The following is a 16929-nucleotide window of genomic DNA, read 5'->3' as shown; positions in this document are numbered from 1 at the left end:
GCATTGGCGGCATAGATGAGGAGATTTTCCATGCGTATCAATCCACCCCTTGTTGCACTCGCCATTGGTGCCTTTGGCATCGGCGTCACCGAGTTCGCGCCCATGGGCATGTTGCCGGGCATCGCTGCCGATCTCGGCGCTTCCATTCCGGCCGCAGGGCTGCTGGTCAGTGCTTATGCGCTGGGCGTTCTGCTCGGTGCACCGCTGATGACCCTGACCACGGGCAAGATTCCACGGCGCTATCTGCTGATCGGGCTCATGGCGATTTTCACTCTCGGCAATCTGATGTCGGCGCTGGCTACCGACTACTACAGCCTGATGGTCGCCAGGGTGGTGACTTCACTCAATCACGGCGCATTTTTTGGGGTCGGCTCGGTCGTCGCCGCCAGCGTGGTCGCCCCGCAAAAACGTGCCGGCGCGGTAGCGGCGATGTTCATGGGCCTGACCCTGGCAACCATCGGCGGCGTGCCGCTGGCCGCATGGTTCGGTGAAATGTTCGGCTGGCGCACCGCGTTCTGGGGCATTACCGGCCTCGGCGTGATCACCATGGCCGCGCTGTGGTTCGCCCTGCCCAACCTGCCGGCACCAAAAGGCGCCGGAGCACTGGCGGAAATTCGCGTGCTGGGCCGTGGCCCGGTGCTTGGCGCGCTGGCCCTGACCGTGGTCGGTTCGAGCGCGATGTTCACCGTGTTCACTTACATCGCGCCGATCCTCAGCAGCGAAACCCACGCCTCCACCGCTTACATCACCGCGATGCTGGTGCTGTTCGGAGTGGGCCTGACCTTGGGCAACATGTGGGGCGGCAAGGCTGCGGACCGCTCGATCGATCGCACCCTGATCGTTTCGCTGAGCGCGCTGATTGTCGTCCTGCTGGCGTTCACCGTGCTGATGCGCTGGCCGCTGCCGGCCGCAGTCGCCATTCTGATCTGGGGCATCGCCAGCTTCGCTCTGGTGCCACCGCTGCAAATGCGCGTGATGGAAGCCGCCAAAGACGCACCCAACCTCGCCTCGGCGGTCAACATCGGCGCCTTTAACTTCGGCAACGCAATCGGCGCGGCGCTCGGCGGCGCGGTTATCAATGCCGAGTTGGGTTATCCGGCGATCTCCCTGGCCGGCGCGGCGATGGCGGGGCTGGGGTTGTTGATGGTGTTGGGGTTTGTCTGGCGGTCCCGGGCGGCTGCGGCTGCGGTGGCATAAGAAAGCAGCAGGCTGGCTACCGCATCGGATTCGTCATCGACACGAATCCCCTGTGGGAGCCAGCCTGCTGGCGATGGCCGGCTTGAGCGGCACTTGCCGCCCGCATGCAAAGAACGGCGACGCCAACTTATTCTCGCTTCAGCTCCAGCAACTCCCCCCCCTCTTCACCCAGACGCTGCAGATATTGGGCGGCATCCAGCAACTGATAAGGAAAGTACAGACCTGGCGCAGTGGGCGCTGAGCCGTCGAGCCCGATCAGCCGCTCCAGCAGCATGGCGACGCTCAACCCCGTCAGCGCTGCGGCGCCGGCCGGGTGAACGAGTGCATGACGGGTATGCAGCGCTTGCCCGTCGCGCCCTTCCCCGGCCATTTCGATGAGAATTTCCGTCGACATTGGCTTGCCCGCGCGTCGGGAAGAGCTGACGCCGCTGGCGAGATTGAACTGAACGTTGGGTGCGTCGGTAGCGGCTGCCAGACCGGCGACGTCGATCGACGAAAAACCGTTGGCCTGCATGGCCGTACCGTCCAGCGCGCGGAAGCTGACGTTCGCCTCCTCGCCCTCACGCCAGACATACGCACCCTCGCGTCGGGTCAGCGCGGCGGGTAGCATTCTGTTCAGATGTTCGAAGTCAGCGGCCACGGTCGGCCCGCCGCCGTCCTGTTCGTCGACCAAAGCGTCGATGCGGATATCGCGAACCTGCGCAAACGCCTTGGCAAGTTGCAACGTCGCCACGGTTGTGGCGCCGACCATCCACTCGTAACCGAGTACGATCGGCGACGCGTTCGGGCCATGGATGTAGCGGGCGATTTGCGGCGCCATTTCGAATACGCCAGAGGAAATGCTCAGGTGCGGCACCCTGCATTTCTGCGCAAACCGCAGCCCCGCCAGCGTGTGATCCATGTAAAAAACCGCCACGGCGCTGACCGGGCGATCGCCCAATCCGAGATCTTCCGCAGCCGGGTCAATGACCACACCCTCGGCCCCGCCCATTTCTTCGGCGGTTTGCTGTGCCTTGGCCAGATCGCGGCCGCCGATCAGCAGCGGCACGTCGGGATGGGCCGCGCGCAAGGCTTTGGCCGAGCGGTGACCGATGGCGCCGGAACCGCCCATGAACAGAATTGGATGCACTGACATCTGGAATCCCTCCGCGTTTTTATGGGTCGCAACCTAGCGTTGCGTGCGCGCCCGGCCATTAGGGTTCCACTGCGTTGGGTTTGTTGCGAGGCGAACCGACGCATGGCCGCCACCTGCGTTCGAACGACCAGGCTCACATTGAATGTTTTTCTACCCAGCGCCGATATTGCCGCGTGCGAAACGCCATACCGATCTGCTGCAAAATCAGCGCGCGTAAAGGTGACACGGTCGGATCAGGCTTTTTTGCCCGGCTGAGTCGACGCAGCTGAAACTTCACCACCGCCATGTTCGCCAGGGCGGCGATCGCTTTGTTTTTCCAGGTGATTGGCGGCAGTTGGGGAGCATTGTCCTTGCCTGCCAGCCAGTCACGCGGCAACTGCGGATCGATGGCCAGCGCCGTGCCGATACCGACCATGTCGACACCGCTCTGCACAACGCTTTCGGCCACTGCACGGCGACGGATGCCACCGGTGACCATCACCGGCATGTTCGCGACGGTCTGTATATCGCGGGCAAACTCAACGAAATAAGCTTCGCGGGCCAAGGTCCGGCCATCGCGCGCCTCGCCCTGCATGGCCGGCGCTTCGTAACTGCCACCGGACAGTTCCACCAGATCCACACCTGAGTCGTTGAGCAGTGCAACCACCTTTTTCGCATCCTCGGCGGTGAAGCCGCCGCGCTGAAAATCGGCGGAGTTGAGTTTGACCGCAACCGCGAATTCGGCCGAAACCATGGCTCTCACAGCCTTGACGATTTCCAGCAGCAGGCGTGCGCGATTCTCCAGAGAGCCGCCCCACTCGTCCGTCCGCTGATTGGTCAGCGGCGACAAAAACTGGCTCAACAGATAGCCATGGGCGGCGTGGATTTCCACCCCGGTGAACCCAGCCTGCTCGCCGAGCCGTGCCGTGTTGGCGAAGCGCTGAATGACCTCGTTGATTACGCTTGGGGTCATCGCGTGAGGCGTAGCGAAACGCTTGGACAGTGTGCCCAGCTCAAGCGCTACCGGTGACGGCGCCCAGGTTTTCTGCCCAAGGCTGGACTGCATCTGACGCCCCGGATGATTGATCTGCAACCAGAACTGCGCACCGCCGGATCGCCCGATGTGCGCCCAGCGTTTGAACTTGTCCAACTGCTGGTCATCCTGCAACACCACGCCACCGGGCCCGGTCATGGCGCGCCCGTCGACCATCACGTTGCCGGTGATGATCAGCCCGGCACCACCGTCGGCCCACGCCTGATACAGACGCATCAGTTCGACCGAAGGCGCCTGGTCGGCGTCCGCCATGTTTTCTTCCATCGCGGCTTTGGCAATGCGGTTCCTGATGGTCGAACCGTTGGGCAGGAGCAGCGTGTCGAACACGTTCATGGAGCAAGTCCTCAACTGGGAATGAGGCCAGCATAAGCTTGAAGTCAACTTTAAGGTCAACGGCTTTTTCTGGACGCATGGAGAATGATCGCACCACATGCAAAACGGCTATTGACCTTAAAGTGAAGTTTAAGGTGAGCATGCGCCGACCTGCTCGATTTGAAGATATCCCGATGATGCTGAAAACCCTTGTTTCCTCTGCGCTGGTATCGATAGGTGGTGCGTTCATGACATTTGCAAACGCTCAATCGGCTGTCAGCAGCGATCGCCAGATCCTGGTGATCATGACCAATCACGCAAGCTATCCCTCGCGAACCGATACCACTGGGTTGTGGCTGACGGAGTTGACCCACTTCACCGATGTCGTGGAAGCGGCCGGCTATGCGACGGTGTTTGCCAGCCCGAAAGGCGGCGCGGTGCCGCTGGATGAACGCAGCCTCGGCTGGTTCTACATGGACAAGGGTGCCCGCGAGCATCTGCAGTCACCGGCCTTTCGCGCCCGACTGGCCAACACACTGCCGATCAGCGAAGTCGACCCGTCGCGGTTCAGCGCCATCTATTTCACCGGCGGCCATGGCGTCATGTGGGACTTTCCCGACAACCCGGACCTGCGCCGCGTCGCTGAAACGATCTACAACCGCGGCGGCATCGTCGCGGCGGTGTGCCATGGCGTGGCCGGTCTGCTGGATCTCAAGGATGAGCAAGGCCAGTTGATCATCAAGGGCAAAAACATAACCGGTTTCTCCGACCGCGAAGAGCGGTTCTCGGGCATGAAAGATCAGGTGCCGTTTTTCCTTGAGGATCGGTTGGTACGCCAAGGGGCTCGCTACCGCAAAGCCTGGCTGCCATTCACTGCCTTTGCCATCACCGATGGCCGGCTGGTCACCGGGCAAAACCCGCAATCGCCCAAAGCCGTGGCGCATGCCGTGATGGCCGTGCTCCACGCTGGCGTAGGCACGCACTGAAAGTTCTCGTAGATCACAATAGCCGGAGGAAGCCCCATTGAAACCCGCAAGCGCCGTTCTGACAGGATTACTGTTCAACTCACTGGCCAACGCTGCGTTGGCCCAGACGCCTGAGCCGCCGAGCCCCACCGGCACCGCCGTTATCGATATCGGCGGCCATCAAGTGCCCGTGGTCAAGGATGGCCTCTATGACCGTTTTCGCTCCAACCCGCCGTTGTCGGTGATTGCCAAAGAAGTTCCGGGCGTTGATCTGAGCTGGTTCAAGGGCCTGAACAAGACCAGGGTCGATATCGGCTTCGAGTCGTACTCACCCAACTTCTACTACCAGAACAGCCGCGTGACCGCCATTTATACCGCCGACCTCGAGCGCCTGCGCGCACTGATGCCGGCCGAAGTACTGGCAACCGTGCAACCGCTGCAAGTCTGGCCGGGGCGCGGCCTGATCGCGTTCACCGCCTATACCTACGAGCATTGCGATAACGACGCGTATAACGAGGTGGCCGTGTCGATCGTCACCAACCGGCCCGGCAAGGCCAATCTGGGCCCGTTCACCCTGATTGGCCAGTCGCTGTCGCAAGACTTCTGGGGTTATGTGCTCAAGTTGCCGGTCAATACCGAGCTGGCGCGGGTGCGCGGTGTCGTCGGTTACAACCTGCCGAAATGGTTGACTGGCATCGACCGCCGGGAGGATGGGCAATCGGTGATCTACCACATCACCGACAGTCAGACCGGCAAGCCGGACGTGACTTTCACGACGAAGAAACTCGACACGTTGTCCCGCGATGTCGAGGTGATCACCAGCAGTTTCACCAACCTCGATCATCACGGCCATTTGGCCTATGGCTACGCTGTCTCCCGCGAGCTCAGCCATGCTTCGAGCCGTGACGCCGAGTCCGCCACTCTGACGCTGGGCGACGGCGACTTGTCGAACTACCTTCGCTCGCTCGGGCTGGGAAAGATGTTGAAGTACGAGTACGTGCCTGAATTCCAGAGTGCGCTGTATGCGCCAAAACCACTGTCGACGCTGGTGGGCGAGCGCTGAAACCCGTTGCGCCCCTCAGGCCTGGGAAGCCCGGCGGGCGGTTGTTTTCTTCGCCGCCATTGCGCCCGCACCTTTGCCTGAAGCACCCGCGGCGCCCTCCTCTCGCAGACGATTGATCAGCAGCTGCGCATTGTCCGCACAGGCCATGCCCTCGGGTTTGCTGTCGATGCCCTTGATCACCTGCAGCAGTTGTTGTTTGTTGCGCGCCAGCCGTTGCTGCAGGACTTCGATTTCCGCAACCTTTTGCTTGAGGCCGCCGAGCAACTGGTCATGCTGCCAGCCATTGGCGTTCATCGGCATCAACTGGCGGATTTCATCGAGGGAAAATCCGGCAGCCTGCGCGCCAGTGATGATCTCCAGCACCCACTCTGTGTCGGGGGCGTAATCGCGATAGCCATTGGCTTTGCGCGCCACCGATCTGATCAGACCACTGGCCTCGTAGAAGCGGATACGTGACGGTGCCAAGCCGCTGATTTTCGCCAGTTCGCCGATTCTCATGTCGCACTCCCAAAATGCTCTAGACCTTAAAGGAGACTTTAAGCCTGAAGTCGCCTTTAAGGTCAAGCGCTCGGGTTGCAATGCTCCGTCGTTACGACCAAAACCCTTTATGCGGCTCGGCCGCCTCACCTTCCAGCATCGGCCCCAACACACTGACCTTGCGCTGCCCCTTGGCAAATACCTCGCGGCACGGCAGGGAGAACGTCGGGTTCTCCGGGTGGTCACCGGTCAGCCCCAACAACGCATGCTCCGACAAGGCGTAAACCACTCGCCCGATTCCGGTCCAGTACACCGCGCCAGCGCACATGCAGCAAGGTTCGGCGCTGGTGAACAGCGTGCAGTGTTCCAGCTCTTGCGGCGTCAGCAGTTTGGCCGCCGCAGCCGCCGCGACCAGCTCCGCGTGTTGGGTCGGGTCGCCCTCCGGCGGCATCGAATTATTCCCTGCTTCGACAATCACCTTGCCGTGCCGGTCGGCGACCAACGCGGCGAACGGATGGCGACCGCGCTGTTTCGACGCCTCGGACATGGCGATGGTCTGGCGCAGCAACGCCAGATCCATTTCGCTGACGCCGGCCGGGACGAGCTGAGTGAATTGGTTCATGGATAACTCCTGGGCAGTGGAAAAACAACAGGTCAGTCGGCCAGTTCAGCCGATGTCGCGCCGATGGTTTCGGTCGATTTTTTTTCATTGTTGAGCAGAACATTGAGCACGATGGCGGTGATCGCCCCGAGGAAAATTCCGCTGTCGAGCACCAGTTTCAGCGTTGGGCCGACGTGTTCGAACAGCGCCGGGAATGACATCGGCAACACGCCGACACTCACCGACACGGCGACGATAATGCCGTTGCGCGTGCCCTCGAATTGCACCCGCGACAATTCCTGAATACCGGCGACCGTGGTCATGCCGAACATGACGATCGCGCAGCCACCGAGCACCGGTGTCGGCACCGCCGCAATCAGCGCGCCGAGTTTCGGGAACAGCCCCATCAGCACCATGATTGCCCCGGCAGCGGCCACGACGAAGCGGCTCTTGACGTTGGAAAGCGCAATCAAACCGGTGTTTTGCGTGAACGCGTTGTAGGGAAAGCTGTTGAAAAAACCACCGAGCATGGTCGACAAGCCATCGGCGCGAAACGCGTTGCCCAAGGTCTGTTGCGTGGTCGGTTTGCCGGTCAACTTGCCGATCGCCAGGCAGTTGCCGGTGGTCTCGGCCATGATCACCAGCATCGCCAGGGTCATGATCAGAATCGGCACCGGCGCAAATTCCGGCGCCCCGAAAGCCATCGGCGCACTCAGCTCGAACCATGCTGCTTCGCTGACCCGGCTGAAGTGAGTCATGCCGCACGCCGCGGCAATCAGGCTGCCGACGAACAGGCCGATCAACACGCTGAGGTTGCCGACAAAGCCCTTGCATTTGGCATAGATCACCAGCGTCACGCTGACCGTGGCCAGGCCCAGCAACAGGTTGGCCGGCTTGCCGAAATCCGCCGCGTCGGGATTGCCACCGCCCAGCCAGATTGCCGCCGCCGGCATCAACGAGATCCCGATGATGGTGATCAGGCTGCCAATCACCACCGGCGGAAAGAACCGCAGCAATCGGCTGAACACCGGCGCCAGGGCGATGGTGATGAAACCCGCTGCGATCACCGCGCCGAAAATCTGGCTGAGCCCGAACTCCTTGCCGATCATGATCATCGGCGCCAGCGCAATAAACGAGCAGCCCTGAATCAGCGGCAAACGCGCACCGAATTTCCAGAAGCCCAAGGTCTGAATCAGCGTTGCGATGCCGGAGGTCAGCAGGTTGGCGTTGATCAGCAACACCACCTGCGCCGAGGTCAGCCCCATCGCGCTGCCCAGGATCAGCGGCACCGCCACCGCCCCCGCGTACATCACCAAAACATGCTGCAAGCCAAACGTGAACAACTGTCGCAGCGGCAAAACCTCGTCCACCGGATGAATGCGTTGTGTGGTCATTTCACACGCTCCTGAAGGTGCGGCATCTGTTGAGATCGCGGGCATTCTCAGGCGCGTTTGAAGATCAATGCGCCTCAGAGATCGTTAAGTGCGGGGCCATGGTTCAACGTTTGTTGCGATGAAACAAATGAGCAACCATCGCTTTTTTCGATGGCAATAAGGCGGCACAATCGGCGCTTGCTCACCCTTCTTCGATCCGGGAGTTCACCGCTTGCGCTTCTCACTCGATCAATTGCTGATGTTCGTCCAGGTCGTGAAAAGCGGCTCGTTCTCCGCCGCCGGGCGCAAACTCGGCAAGACCCAGTCAACCATCAGCGCGGCGATTGCCAACCTCGAAACCGACCTCGGCGTCGAGCTGTTCGATCGCAGTAACCGCAGCCCGGCGCTCACCGCCAGTGGCCACAAACTGCTGATCCAGGCCGAAGCTGTGCTTGAACGCTGCATGACCTTCGAAGCGCACGCCGACTGCCTCTCGGACAGCGTCGAGCCGAGCCTGACGCTGGCCATCGAAACACCCTACGGGCCGATCATGCCGGCGCTGAAAGCCTTCGAGCAGGCCTTCCCCTTCGTCGACCTGATCATCCGCCACCCGGTGTACGGCGACGTCAGCGAACTGGTCACCAGCGGCGAGGCCGTGCTCGGTGTCGCCTTCTCACAGCCCGGCTACCCCAAGGAACTGGCGTTCCAGCAATTGGGCAGACTGATCATGCTGCACGTCTGCCACCCCGACCATCCGCTGGCGCAACTCGACGATGTCAGCTTCGATGACCTGCACGTTCACCGACGCCTGGCCTTCAGCGCCCACGCGAGCAAGCTGCCGAGCAGCGAATACCTGCGCTCCGCGCAGTTGTGGCAAGCAGAAAACTATCTGGCGTTGCTGGAAATGGTCCGCGCCGGACTCGGCTGGGCCACCCTGCCCCGGCAGTTGATCCAGCGGGAATTGGCCAAAGGCGAATTGGTCGAGTTGCAACTCACGGCGTACCCGCACACCGACTGGCAGATTGGTGTGGATCTGTTATGGGCGCGGCAGCGTCCGCTGGGCAAGGCGGAGCGTTGGCTGAAGGAAAAACTGCAGGGCAACAAGGTGTTTGAGCGCGATCGCAATGGGCAGATCACCACGCTTTGAACCCGCGTTTCGCCGCCTTTGAAAATGCTCCGCCGGCTGACCGGTTCGGCAAACATGAAAGTTTTCCTGCAGGCGAGATGATACTTGTACGATGTCCTACCACGATGTATTACTAGGTCTCCCAAACAAAAATAAAACCACGGAGATCGCTATATGGACTCAACCCTGTCCGCCCTGCCTGACAGCCTTGACCCAGCGCAAGGCAACACCCGCCGCAGCTTCCTGAAAAAGTCACTGGCGGTTTCCGCCACGCTCGCCGCCGTCGGCAGCACCGCCCTGAGCCGACTCGCTGATGCCGCCGAACCGTTGAGTCAACGCTACCCCGACCCGCTGATTCACGTTCTCGACGACAGCTTCATGGAGCTGCGGATTTTCAACGCCAGCGTCGAAAAACTCGCCACCGGCATGCGCTGGGCCGAAGGGCCGGTCTGGGTCGGTGATGGCCGCTATCTGCTGGTCAGCGACATCCCCAACAACCGCATCATGCGCTGGGACGAAATCACCGACACCTTCAGCGTGTACCGCGACCACTCGAACTTCTCCAACGGCATGTGCCGCGATCGCCAGGGGCGGCTGATCGTCTGCGAAGGATCGACTACCACCAGCGAAGGCCGGCGCATCACCCGCACCGAAGCCAATGGCACGATCACCGTGCTGGCCGACAGCTTCGACGGCAAGCCCTTCAACTCGCCCAACGACGTTGTCTGCAAAAGCGACGGTTCGATCTGGTTCACCGACCCGCCCTTCCAGACCGGCAACAACTACGAAGGCCACAAAATCACCCCGACCCAACCCCACGCCGTGTACCGCATCGACGGCGAGAGCAAAAAAGTCACCCGGGTGATCGACGATCTCAACGGCCCCAACGGCCTGTGCTTTTCCCCCGATGAAAAAACCCTCTACGTCGTCGAAGGCCGCGCCAAACCCAATCGCCTGATCTGGGCGATTGCCGTGAAAGACGACGGTACCTTGGGCGAACGCCGCAAGCACATCGAAGGCCTGGACTACGCCGCGATCGACGGCATCAAGTGCGACGAAGCCGGCAACCTGTGGTGCGGCTGGGGCGGCAACGGCGATCCGAAAGCCGACCTGGAAAAACTCGATGGGGTGCGCGTTTTCAACCCGCAAGGCAAGGCCATCGGGCACATTTCACTGCCCGAGCGCTGCCCGAACCTGTGCTTCGGCGGGCGCGAAGGCAATCGGTTGTTCATGGCCAGCAGTCACTCGATTTATTCGCTGTTTGTGAACACGCGGGGGGCTACGTTTGGGTTGTAGAAACACTGCCACCGAACCACTGAGCTCGGCCTCGGTGATCCTGGCTAACTTCATCGGCACCGTCGAAGGCCCAGCACGCAAGACGCTGCAAGGGATTGCGCAGGTGGTGATGTTGGGCGAACTGGCGGTGAATCAAGCGCTGGGGAATGTGGTGCCCGGTGGATTGTTGCGTGGGCTCTTTGTGGCAATGGTTAAGCTGTTGCCACGAAGGGTTCGGGTTACTTGATGCGTCTGCTTTCGCTCCTGAACAGACGGTCGCCTTCATTCGAGTTCAGATTGAACAAACCGGGCGCTCTCCCAAACGCTCTACCAACCTTACGAGATAACCATCGGGATCCTGGACGATAAATTCGCGCTGACCGACTTCTACATTGTTAGCCCGATACCAGGTGTCTTTGCATTCTCGATAGAGTGGAAATCCAGCTTGACCAAGTTTTTGGATGATCGGGCCGACAGCCGCAACGTCAATCTGGAGGTTGATTCCTCTTCCAAACGGCTTAGTCAGGGGGGCAGTTAGCCATTGGCCTGCGTCGGGGTCAGCCTGCTCAAGCATTACTTGCGCACCGTTCAAGTCGAGGTAAGCGAATCCGTCTTCTGGGCGTTGATAAGCTACTTCAAGTCCCAGGCAAAAAACCCAAAAGTCCAGACTACTACCCAGGTCAGTGACCATTAACTCTGGAACCAGTTTGCTACGTTCGAACATGAGATGACTTCCATTTCAATCGGCTCAATCGCCGGGGTAAAAAGCTGAGTCGCAGGATCGGGCTGTGCTCTTCTGGCACGGCGCCATGGGAGCAGGTGGTGAGCATCATGATGCACGGTCGGCTGAGTATTATCGAATCGAGTTGAATGGCGGCTTCTGGCCGATTGCTGCCGTTCACGAGTGACCGCTTTCGGCCATTAGCTGCCGTTCGCGACGGTCAGCTAAGGCCAAGATCGGATATCATCATTTAACACATTAGAAGATTAGAGGTGGAGTCGATGATTTACCTCGCACTGTAATTTTAAATGGCATATTAAAAACTTAATGATTAAGTCCGAAGCCATGCTCTTCATCTCGCTTTGATTCTTCAGTTATTTGAAATTCTATATGTGCAACTTGGTCTTTAACCCAGCCTCTAACATTGGGGCTTTCATGTTCAGTTAATGGGATTAGTGCCGCCTTGTCTGACTCAAGATAGGGTACAAGCGACCCTGACCAGCCACGGGTTGCAAAATTGGCACTAAGTTCCATGGCTACACGCCTGTCATTCCCAAACCTATCAAGCAAAGCGATAAACAAAACTGACGGCTGTTTAATCTCATTAACTATCTCAAAGATGTTCAAACACCTTGCAACGAAGACAGGGCCAATATCAGGGTGTATTTCACACCATTCAACAACGCTTTCAACTGGGATTATGGAAAGTACGCTTGGCATATTGCTCACCAAGCCTGTCTCTCGATCTAAAAGTTGTTGCAACCAATATCTCTCCATGCCTTGTGATTGAATGATGGCATCGCCAAAGACTGGCCACAGCTCCACAGCATAGTCCTTCATAAGATTCAGCATCAATGGTTTAGTGCAAGTCCAGATGTCCCCATGATGAAAACCGTACTTGCAGGATTCAATTAACTGATTAGTCAGCGAGTGCGCGAGGTCCGGATCTCGCACCTTTAATAATTTTCCGGCGAGATCATGCCAGTGGTGTAGATCTATAGCAGTTCCCTGTTGTCCCTTGTGCAGCGGAACGGCTGTTACTAATAACTTCAGTTGGTCGCGCAGCCCTTCGACACGGCCTTCATTGCCAAAGCAGTACATATAGATTACGTTGAGAGCAGTCCAACTTGCCTGATCTCCAAACTCAGCCAATTGTAAGCAAAATCCGGCCATCACAGACGGCTCAATCCCGTCGGTCACACTGCCGTAGCTCAATAAATCAGCATCATTTGCCGATAGTGCACCATCTTGGATAAGCTCCAATAAAGTATCTAAATGTGCTTTATGAATACTACCTGTGCGTATAAGGTTAGGGTAGTGGCGGATGAGATTCTTATCTAAAAGTAAACGATCGATATACTCTTGCCAGAGTACTGGCGATCGTTCAAACATACCTCGGTATAAGCCGAAAACTAACTGAGGGTTAGGCTGTTCAATGGCTGCCAAACGATGTAAAGCATCATCAAGAAATTGCTCAGTTTTTTCTAGAATTAAGGCCAGTTGGTAACCGAAAGCATAGGATTGTTTCTGTACTCCAACTAACAATAAATCGAGGTGAGGGAGCAATTTGTCAATGCTACTGGATAGCTCTCTTGCTAGAGCCTTCGCATTTTCCGCGGCCACATCAACATAGCGGTCATCAGCGCCTTTACGATGTTCGCAAGGAGGGTTGGCTACCAAAATCGTTAACTTTTCCGGCAATTCCGCGGCAACGGGGCTCAACAGTTCTAACCAGCTATTCAGTGCATCAGACGCCTCTGGTTTCATACCTTCTGAGTCGTACTCGATAGAATTTTTAATACTATCTAGAGCTTCAGGCCAATACCGTCCATTGACAGAAATGACTTTCTTAATGGCTCCATCTAACATTTCAATTCGGTTGTTTAAAATGAATCCCCTTATTGAATAGCCTATTATGGAAAGTGCCTTTTTTCTCTGAGCCTCACCTCGATCCAATAGAGCTAAGATTAAGTTGAAAGCCTCTTGCCAGAAATCAAAAATCTCTTGCCAAATATTTGCTCTCCATTCTTCAAGTGGAGCTTTAGTGCCTTGGTATTCAGCACCAACTGTCCGCGAGCCGCCATAGGTACTTATTGCTTGCTCTAAGGCATTAAGTATTATCAGGTCTATGTTTAACTGTTTTGCCTCAATGGCCCGCTTCAACACATCAAAACGGACATTAGGCTTAGCTTGTGTTCCAGAAAGATGAACTCTAAATAACTGAGAAAAAATTCCTGTTGCATTGTTGCTCCAGCTTTCATTTTCAGCCGATGCAAGTAGCAACAAACACCAAGATGATTTCTCGAATACGGCAGCATGAAAACATAATTTCTCCAAAGCCCAAACGAAATTTCTCCGCGTATCACTATCTATCGCTAGAAGCTGTTCGTGGGTGCGCCCAACCAATAGACGATAAAGGGCGTCGGACGCGGATTCGGGATTCACCTCAACAAATGCGCGGAAGAGTTTCGAACCCCTTTCTGTAAGTAACTCCTCCGCTTGGACAAAAGGGCTTTGTCCGCTAAATAGTCGGTCTGAAAATCTTTGAACGCTCGGCTGGCCATCAAGATATGATGCCTGAGTGCAAAAGCTCTGCATCAGAGAGTCAGGGAGAGTGTCAATTAATTGTTTTTGACGATCATAAGAGGTTTTTTCCCACCACTCAGATGCTAGTGTCAATGCGAGAGGTTTAGGGACCACTCTCGCATATCTTCCTGCTCGGTTTATTATTTGCCGTTTTGTGAATATCGATAACACTCGGTCGAAGGCTTTAAGGTCGAAGCCGGCAACATCTTCAGCAATGAACTTAGCCTCTTCTCCCGCTGATCCCTCAGCTGTACCAAACACATCAAACAACGAGCAGGCGGATAGCACTTCTTTTTCTGCATCAGTTGTAACACTATCACCTTCGATTAATTTTTTTACGACTGAACTCTTTTCAATTGAACCAAGCAATCTGCCCTGTTCCTGATACTGTTCAGCAATAAGTGTGGCCATCAGCGGGTAGCCTTGGGCAAATTGAGCCACGCGATCAACCTCGCCTGAATTTAATCCGACCAAGATTGGGGATAAGATCTGTTTTATTGCCTCGTCCCTAAGAGGAGAAAGTATTATGTGTATGGAGTCGTCCACCTGTTCATTGGAATAGCCAATAGTAACAAGTTTGAGTAAGCATTCTGCAGTATTGACTTCTTTTGCTAGATGGTTGTGTAAATCCACACTGCAATTTTCAATTACTGCGAGGCCGTCAGCACGATCTTCAACCATTGATCTAATAGTTTCTTTTATTTTTGTGTCGTAACCAGGGGCATTAAAGATAAGCATGCAGGAATCATCTATCGATTCAGATGCATCAATTGCCTCCAGTAATAGGCGTGTTTTACCTAAACCAGATGCCCCAGTTAGCCTTATTACAGAGCTCCCTAACCCTAACGCAGAAGTTAATGACTCCAGATCTTTCGCTCTATTTTCATCCATTGCATAATGGTAGCTATGGTTTCTTTCAATCCTCTTCCATTCTTCAAGATCGCGCGAGGCCAGGTTTTTATACTTGGTTACAGTGTTTTTTTTTAAAACAAAGCTTTTAAAAACTAGATACGACGAGGAGCTCACGCTTTCTGGTTTCACAATCGTACGGTGGTCAACGTCATTAATTGTTTCAATTGGGTGTTCTCTAAAAATACTTTTAGAGCTAGAGGATGAAACAATATCATCATTGGCGGAGATGATGCTAATTATGTTCAGTTCATTATTTAGCCCGCTATTCACCCACTGTTCATTTAGGTCGTCGAGCTCACTTGAGTCGCGTGTTAGACTTCTTAGATGGCGATTTCTACGGCTCACGTACTTTCCAGCATTTGCATAACCTGAACCATCATGAGGGACATCAAAGAAGCAAACTTTGAAGATTTTGTGAGAAATCCGTTTGTTTTGTAATAATAGAAGAACTTTTTTTACTATGATTCCGCCTAGGCTATGGCCAGCTAAGATTATTTCGTCGTTCTCTATGTCACAGCGAACTCTAATGTCTGTCAGAACTCCATTGGCGATATTTAGAATGCTCGGAGCTCGCTTCCAAAACTTCCATAGAGCTGGAGATTCGTACCCGCAAGAAACAATATCGAAATTTATATCGCTATCTGCTTCTAAAAAACTAGGAAACTCACCCCAAGTACCGTCGGCGGTGCCACCTAATCCATGAACTAATATTATCTTTTTTGCCATTTTAAAATCCAATTTTATGAGATTTTAGAATCTGTCCAACCTATCAGGCTGCGATCCGATCCAATGTAACTCAAAGATGGGTGGTGAAGCCCGAGTCATAAATGTATGTGAAATCTGTAGTTGGAAGTGTTGTGCGTTGGCGTCACGAACGAATGAGGCGTTTGACGTGAACCTATTTTTAGACAGCTCAGTCGAGCTGCTGAAATGATATCGGCTTTGTGCAATGCCATCGGAGCACATTGCGGGTTGGTTTTTACCTGAAAAGCTACTTGAGCTGTGCATATTTCTTAGTGCAGCTCCATTGCTGGTCGAAAGTAATACTAGGTGAGTATTCCAATAGGGCTTTCGTAGGTGCTTCTGTCTGTCCTCTAGCTCGCTGCTGAAAGCCAGTATTGCTTTCGCGCTGAACAAAAAAGGCGACATGTGGGGTAATGCTCTGCGCCGCCTGTGTCGCATACGGTCCCTGACTCATCTGTAATCTGTCGATTCTATTGTGTCGATCACTCAAGCCGTGACATAGGGCTAGGAGAAAATGCGGCAACTGTTGGATTGAGATTACGAGTTCGCTTGCAACGTGTCTATGGCCGGTGCTGGCGTAGGCATTATCACTTATCGAGTGACCTCTTTTGGCCGAAAGCGGCCATTGCTATGCCGCTAAAAAAGCAGCTCAACAAACGTGATGAGGGACGAATCTGTCTAAGGCGACATAACGCTATGAGATCTCAATAAACACCGACGTTTAAAAAGACATCTCCAAACACTCTCCTAAGCTACACCTCCTTGCGCCATTGCCTACGACTACGCCAGAATCCGCCGGCTTGTGCGCTTTGGGGGCGAACTCTATTGTGGTCCGGTCGCTGACGAATCAGCGATCGGATTTGACCGTCCGCCCAATATCAAGGCGCGCCAGCGTTCTGCACGTGTTCAGGCATTGTCTGCATCATGTCGCGGTGGCTGTGCGTGGGACACCTTCGGGTGTGCCGGATTCCTTGATGTCCGGTCGGTCAACCCGCGTACAGCTGCCACCCTGTTTGTTTGACCGCGAATGGTGGCAGCTCCAGTCATCAAGGAGCTTCACCATGATCCCCCCCCCAATCCACCCGAATCCAACCCCACATCCCCCTACGAATCCACTAACTCCAAATAGCTCCACGAAGCCGCCGACCGTGCGCTCGACCATTACCTCTGTCCGCCCGGATCCACGCCGCCGCCACGTAAACACCGTGGGATGTATGCCGTGACTGCGGATAACAAAAACGAAGAGCTGCTGATCGATGCCAGTGAAACACTCGCTTCGGCCCAGACCATTGCGCAGAACGTCGCCAGCTTGTTGCCGGCGTCGCAGCGGCGGGCGTTGTTGGGGATTTCGCAGTTGATCATGCTCGGGGAGCTGGCGGTGAATCGGGCTTTGGATAATTTGCAGTTGC

12 protein-coding genes and 2 pseudogenes are annotated in these 16929 nt (G+C 55.9%); 7 read left to right on the top strand and 7 right to left on the bottom strand.

Going from position 1 to position 16929, the window contains the following annotated elements; translation table 11 throughout:
* The first annotated feature begins 30 nt into the window (after positions 1 to 30).
* A complete protein-coding gene (locus ACYYKW_RS21540) occupies positions 31 to 1197 on the top strand; it encodes an MFS transporter (protein WP_464991103.1) in 1167 nt (388 codons plus the stop codon).
* 127 nt (positions 1198 to 1324) lie between these two features.
* Here ACYYKW_RS21540 and ACYYKW_RS21535 read toward each other — a convergent pair whose 3' ends face one another.
* Positions 1325 to 2332, bottom strand: a complete 1008-nt coding sequence (locus ACYYKW_RS21535) for an NAD(P)-dependent oxidoreductase (RefSeq protein ID WP_464991102.1) — start codon at positions 2330 to 2332, stop codon at positions 1325 to 1327.
* A gap of 133 nt (positions 2333 to 2465) precedes the next feature.
* Positions 2466 to 3698 carry an NADH:flavin oxidoreductase/NADH oxidase family protein gene (locus ACYYKW_RS21530; RefSeq protein WP_464991101.1) on the bottom strand — a complete coding sequence of 411 codons (1233 nt, stop codon included), beginning with the start codon at positions 3696 to 3698 and terminating at the stop codon, positions 2466 to 2468.
* Positions 3699 to 3871: 173 nt separating this feature from the next.
* Here ACYYKW_RS21530 and ACYYKW_RS21525 point away from each other — a divergent pair, with 173 nt between their 5' ends.
* Both ACYYKW_RS21525 and ACYYKW_RS21520 read left to right on the top strand, forming a co-directional pair.
* A complete protein-coding gene (locus tag ACYYKW_RS21525; protein ID WP_464991116.1) occupies positions 3872 to 4663 on the top strand; it encodes a type 1 glutamine amidotransferase domain-containing protein in 792 nt (263 codons plus the stop codon).
* Between the two features lie 37 nt (positions 4664 to 4700).
* Positions 4701 to 5705, top strand: coding sequence for an acetoacetate decarboxylase (ADC) (locus ACYYKW_RS21520; protein WP_464991100.1), 1005 nt, complete (start codon positions 4701 to 4703; stop codon positions 5703 to 5705).
* Between the two features lie 15 nt (positions 5706 to 5720).
* Here the strand turns inward: ACYYKW_RS21520 and ACYYKW_RS21515 are convergent, their stop codons facing one another.
* The 3 genes from ACYYKW_RS21515 to ACYYKW_RS21505 form a co-directional block, all read right to left on the bottom strand.
* The gene (locus ACYYKW_RS21515) at positions 5721 to 6203 is read right to left on the bottom strand and encodes a MerR family transcriptional regulator (protein ID WP_464991099.1); all 483 of its coding nucleotides are present in this window, start codon (positions 6201 to 6203) and stop codon (positions 5721 to 5723) included.
* 91 nt (positions 6204 to 6294) lie between these two features.
* Positions 6295 to 6804: a nucleoside deaminase gene (locus tag ACYYKW_RS21510; protein WP_464991098.1), complete on the bottom strand. Its 510-nt coding sequence runs from the start codon at positions 6802 to 6804 to the stop codon at positions 6295 to 6297.
* Between the two features lie 32 nt (positions 6805 to 6836).
* Positions 6837 to 8177 carry a nucleobase:cation symporter-2 family protein gene (locus ACYYKW_RS21505; RefSeq protein ID WP_464991097.1) on the bottom strand — a complete coding sequence of 447 codons (1341 nt, stop codon included), beginning with the start codon at positions 8175 to 8177 and terminating at the stop codon, positions 6837 to 6839.
* A 211-nt stretch (positions 8178 to 8388) separates the two neighbouring features.
* Between ACYYKW_RS21505 and ACYYKW_RS21500 the strand changes: the two genes are divergently transcribed.
* The 3 genes and pseudogenes from ACYYKW_RS21500 to ACYYKW_RS21490 form a co-directional block, all read left to right on the top strand.
* Positions 8389 to 9303 carry a LysR family transcriptional regulator gene (locus tag ACYYKW_RS21500; RefSeq protein WP_464991096.1) on the top strand — a complete coding sequence of 305 codons (915 nt, stop codon included), beginning with the start codon at positions 8389 to 8391 and terminating at the stop codon, positions 9301 to 9303.
* A gap of 153 nt (positions 9304 to 9456) precedes the next feature.
* On the top strand, positions 9457 to 10578 hold the full coding sequence (locus ACYYKW_RS21495; RefSeq protein WP_464991095.1) for an SMP-30/gluconolactonase/LRE family protein: 1122 nt from the start codon (positions 9457 to 9459) through the stop codon (positions 10576 to 10578).
* 7 nt (positions 10579 to 10585) lie between these two features.
* Positions 10586 to 10804 (top strand): annotated as a pseudogene (locus tag ACYYKW_RS21490) (hypothetical protein); the annotation flags it as partial.
* A gap of 45 nt (positions 10805 to 10849) precedes the next feature.
* On the opposite strand, the gene ACYYKW_RS21485 reads toward ACYYKW_RS21490, so the two are convergent.
* Positions 10850 to 11281, bottom strand: coding sequence for a bleomycin resistance protein (locus ACYYKW_RS21485; protein ID WP_336355633.1), 432 nt, complete (start codon positions 11279 to 11281; stop codon positions 10850 to 10852).
* Between the two features lie 321 nt (positions 11282 to 11602).
* Positions 11603 to 15502: an esterase/lipase family protein gene (locus ACYYKW_RS21480; protein ID WP_464991094.1), complete on the bottom strand. Its 3900-nt coding sequence runs from the start codon at positions 15500 to 15502 to the stop codon at positions 11603 to 11605.
* 1045 nt (positions 15503 to 16547) lie between these two features.
* On the opposite strand from ACYYKW_RS21480, the pseudogene ACYYKW_RS21475 reads away from it, so the two are divergent.
* Positions 16548 to 16929 (top strand): annotated as a pseudogene (locus tag ACYYKW_RS21475) (DUF6124 family protein); the annotation flags it as partial.

The sequence above is a fragment of the Pseudomonas sp. 15C genome (genome assembly GCF_055484735.1).
The sequence above is the reverse complement of the archived record's forward strand: the minus strand, read 5'-3'. Positions and strand labels throughout refer to the sequence as shown.

Excerpts from the sequence above, each read along its gene's own strand:
- ACYYKW_RS21485 (WP_336355633.1), bottom strand. The coding sequence starts at position 11,281 with ATGTTCGAACGTAGCAAACTGGTTCCAGAGTTAATGGTCACTGACCTG.
- ACYYKW_RS21535 (WP_464991102.1), bottom strand. The coding sequence starts at position 2,332 with ATGTCAGTGCATCCAATTCTGTTCATGGGCGGTTCCGGCGCCATCGGT.
- ACYYKW_RS21515 (WP_464991099.1), bottom strand. The coding sequence starts at position 6,203 with ATGAGAATCGGCGAACTGGCGAAAATCAGCGGCTTGGCACCGTCACGT.
- ACYYKW_RS21530 (WP_464991101.1), bottom strand. The coding sequence starts at position 3,698 with ATGAACGTGTTCGACACGCTGCTCCTGCCCAACGGTTCGACCATCAGG.
- ACYYKW_RS21480 (WP_464991094.1), bottom strand. The coding sequence starts at position 15,502 with ATGGCAAAAAAGATAATATTAGTTCATGGATTAGGTGGCACCGCCGAC.
- ACYYKW_RS21495 (WP_464991095.1), top strand. The coding sequence starts at position 9,457 with ATGGACTCAACCCTGTCCGCCCTGCCTGACAGCCTTGACCCAGCGCAA.
- ACYYKW_RS21510 (WP_464991098.1), bottom strand. The coding sequence starts at position 6,804 with ATGAACCAATTCACTCAGCTCGTCCCGGCCGGCGTCAGCGAAATGGAT.
- ACYYKW_RS21505 (WP_464991097.1), bottom strand. The coding sequence starts at position 8,177 with ATGACCACACAACGCATTCATCCGGTGGACGAGGTTTTGCCGCTGCGA.
- ACYYKW_RS21540 (WP_464991103.1), top strand. The coding sequence starts at position 31 with ATGCGTATCAATCCACCCCTTGTTGCACTCGCCATTGGTGCCTTTGGC.
- ACYYKW_RS21525 (WP_464991116.1), top strand. The coding sequence starts at position 3,872 with ATGATGCTGAAAACCCTTGTTTCCTCTGCGCTGGTATCGATAGGTGGT.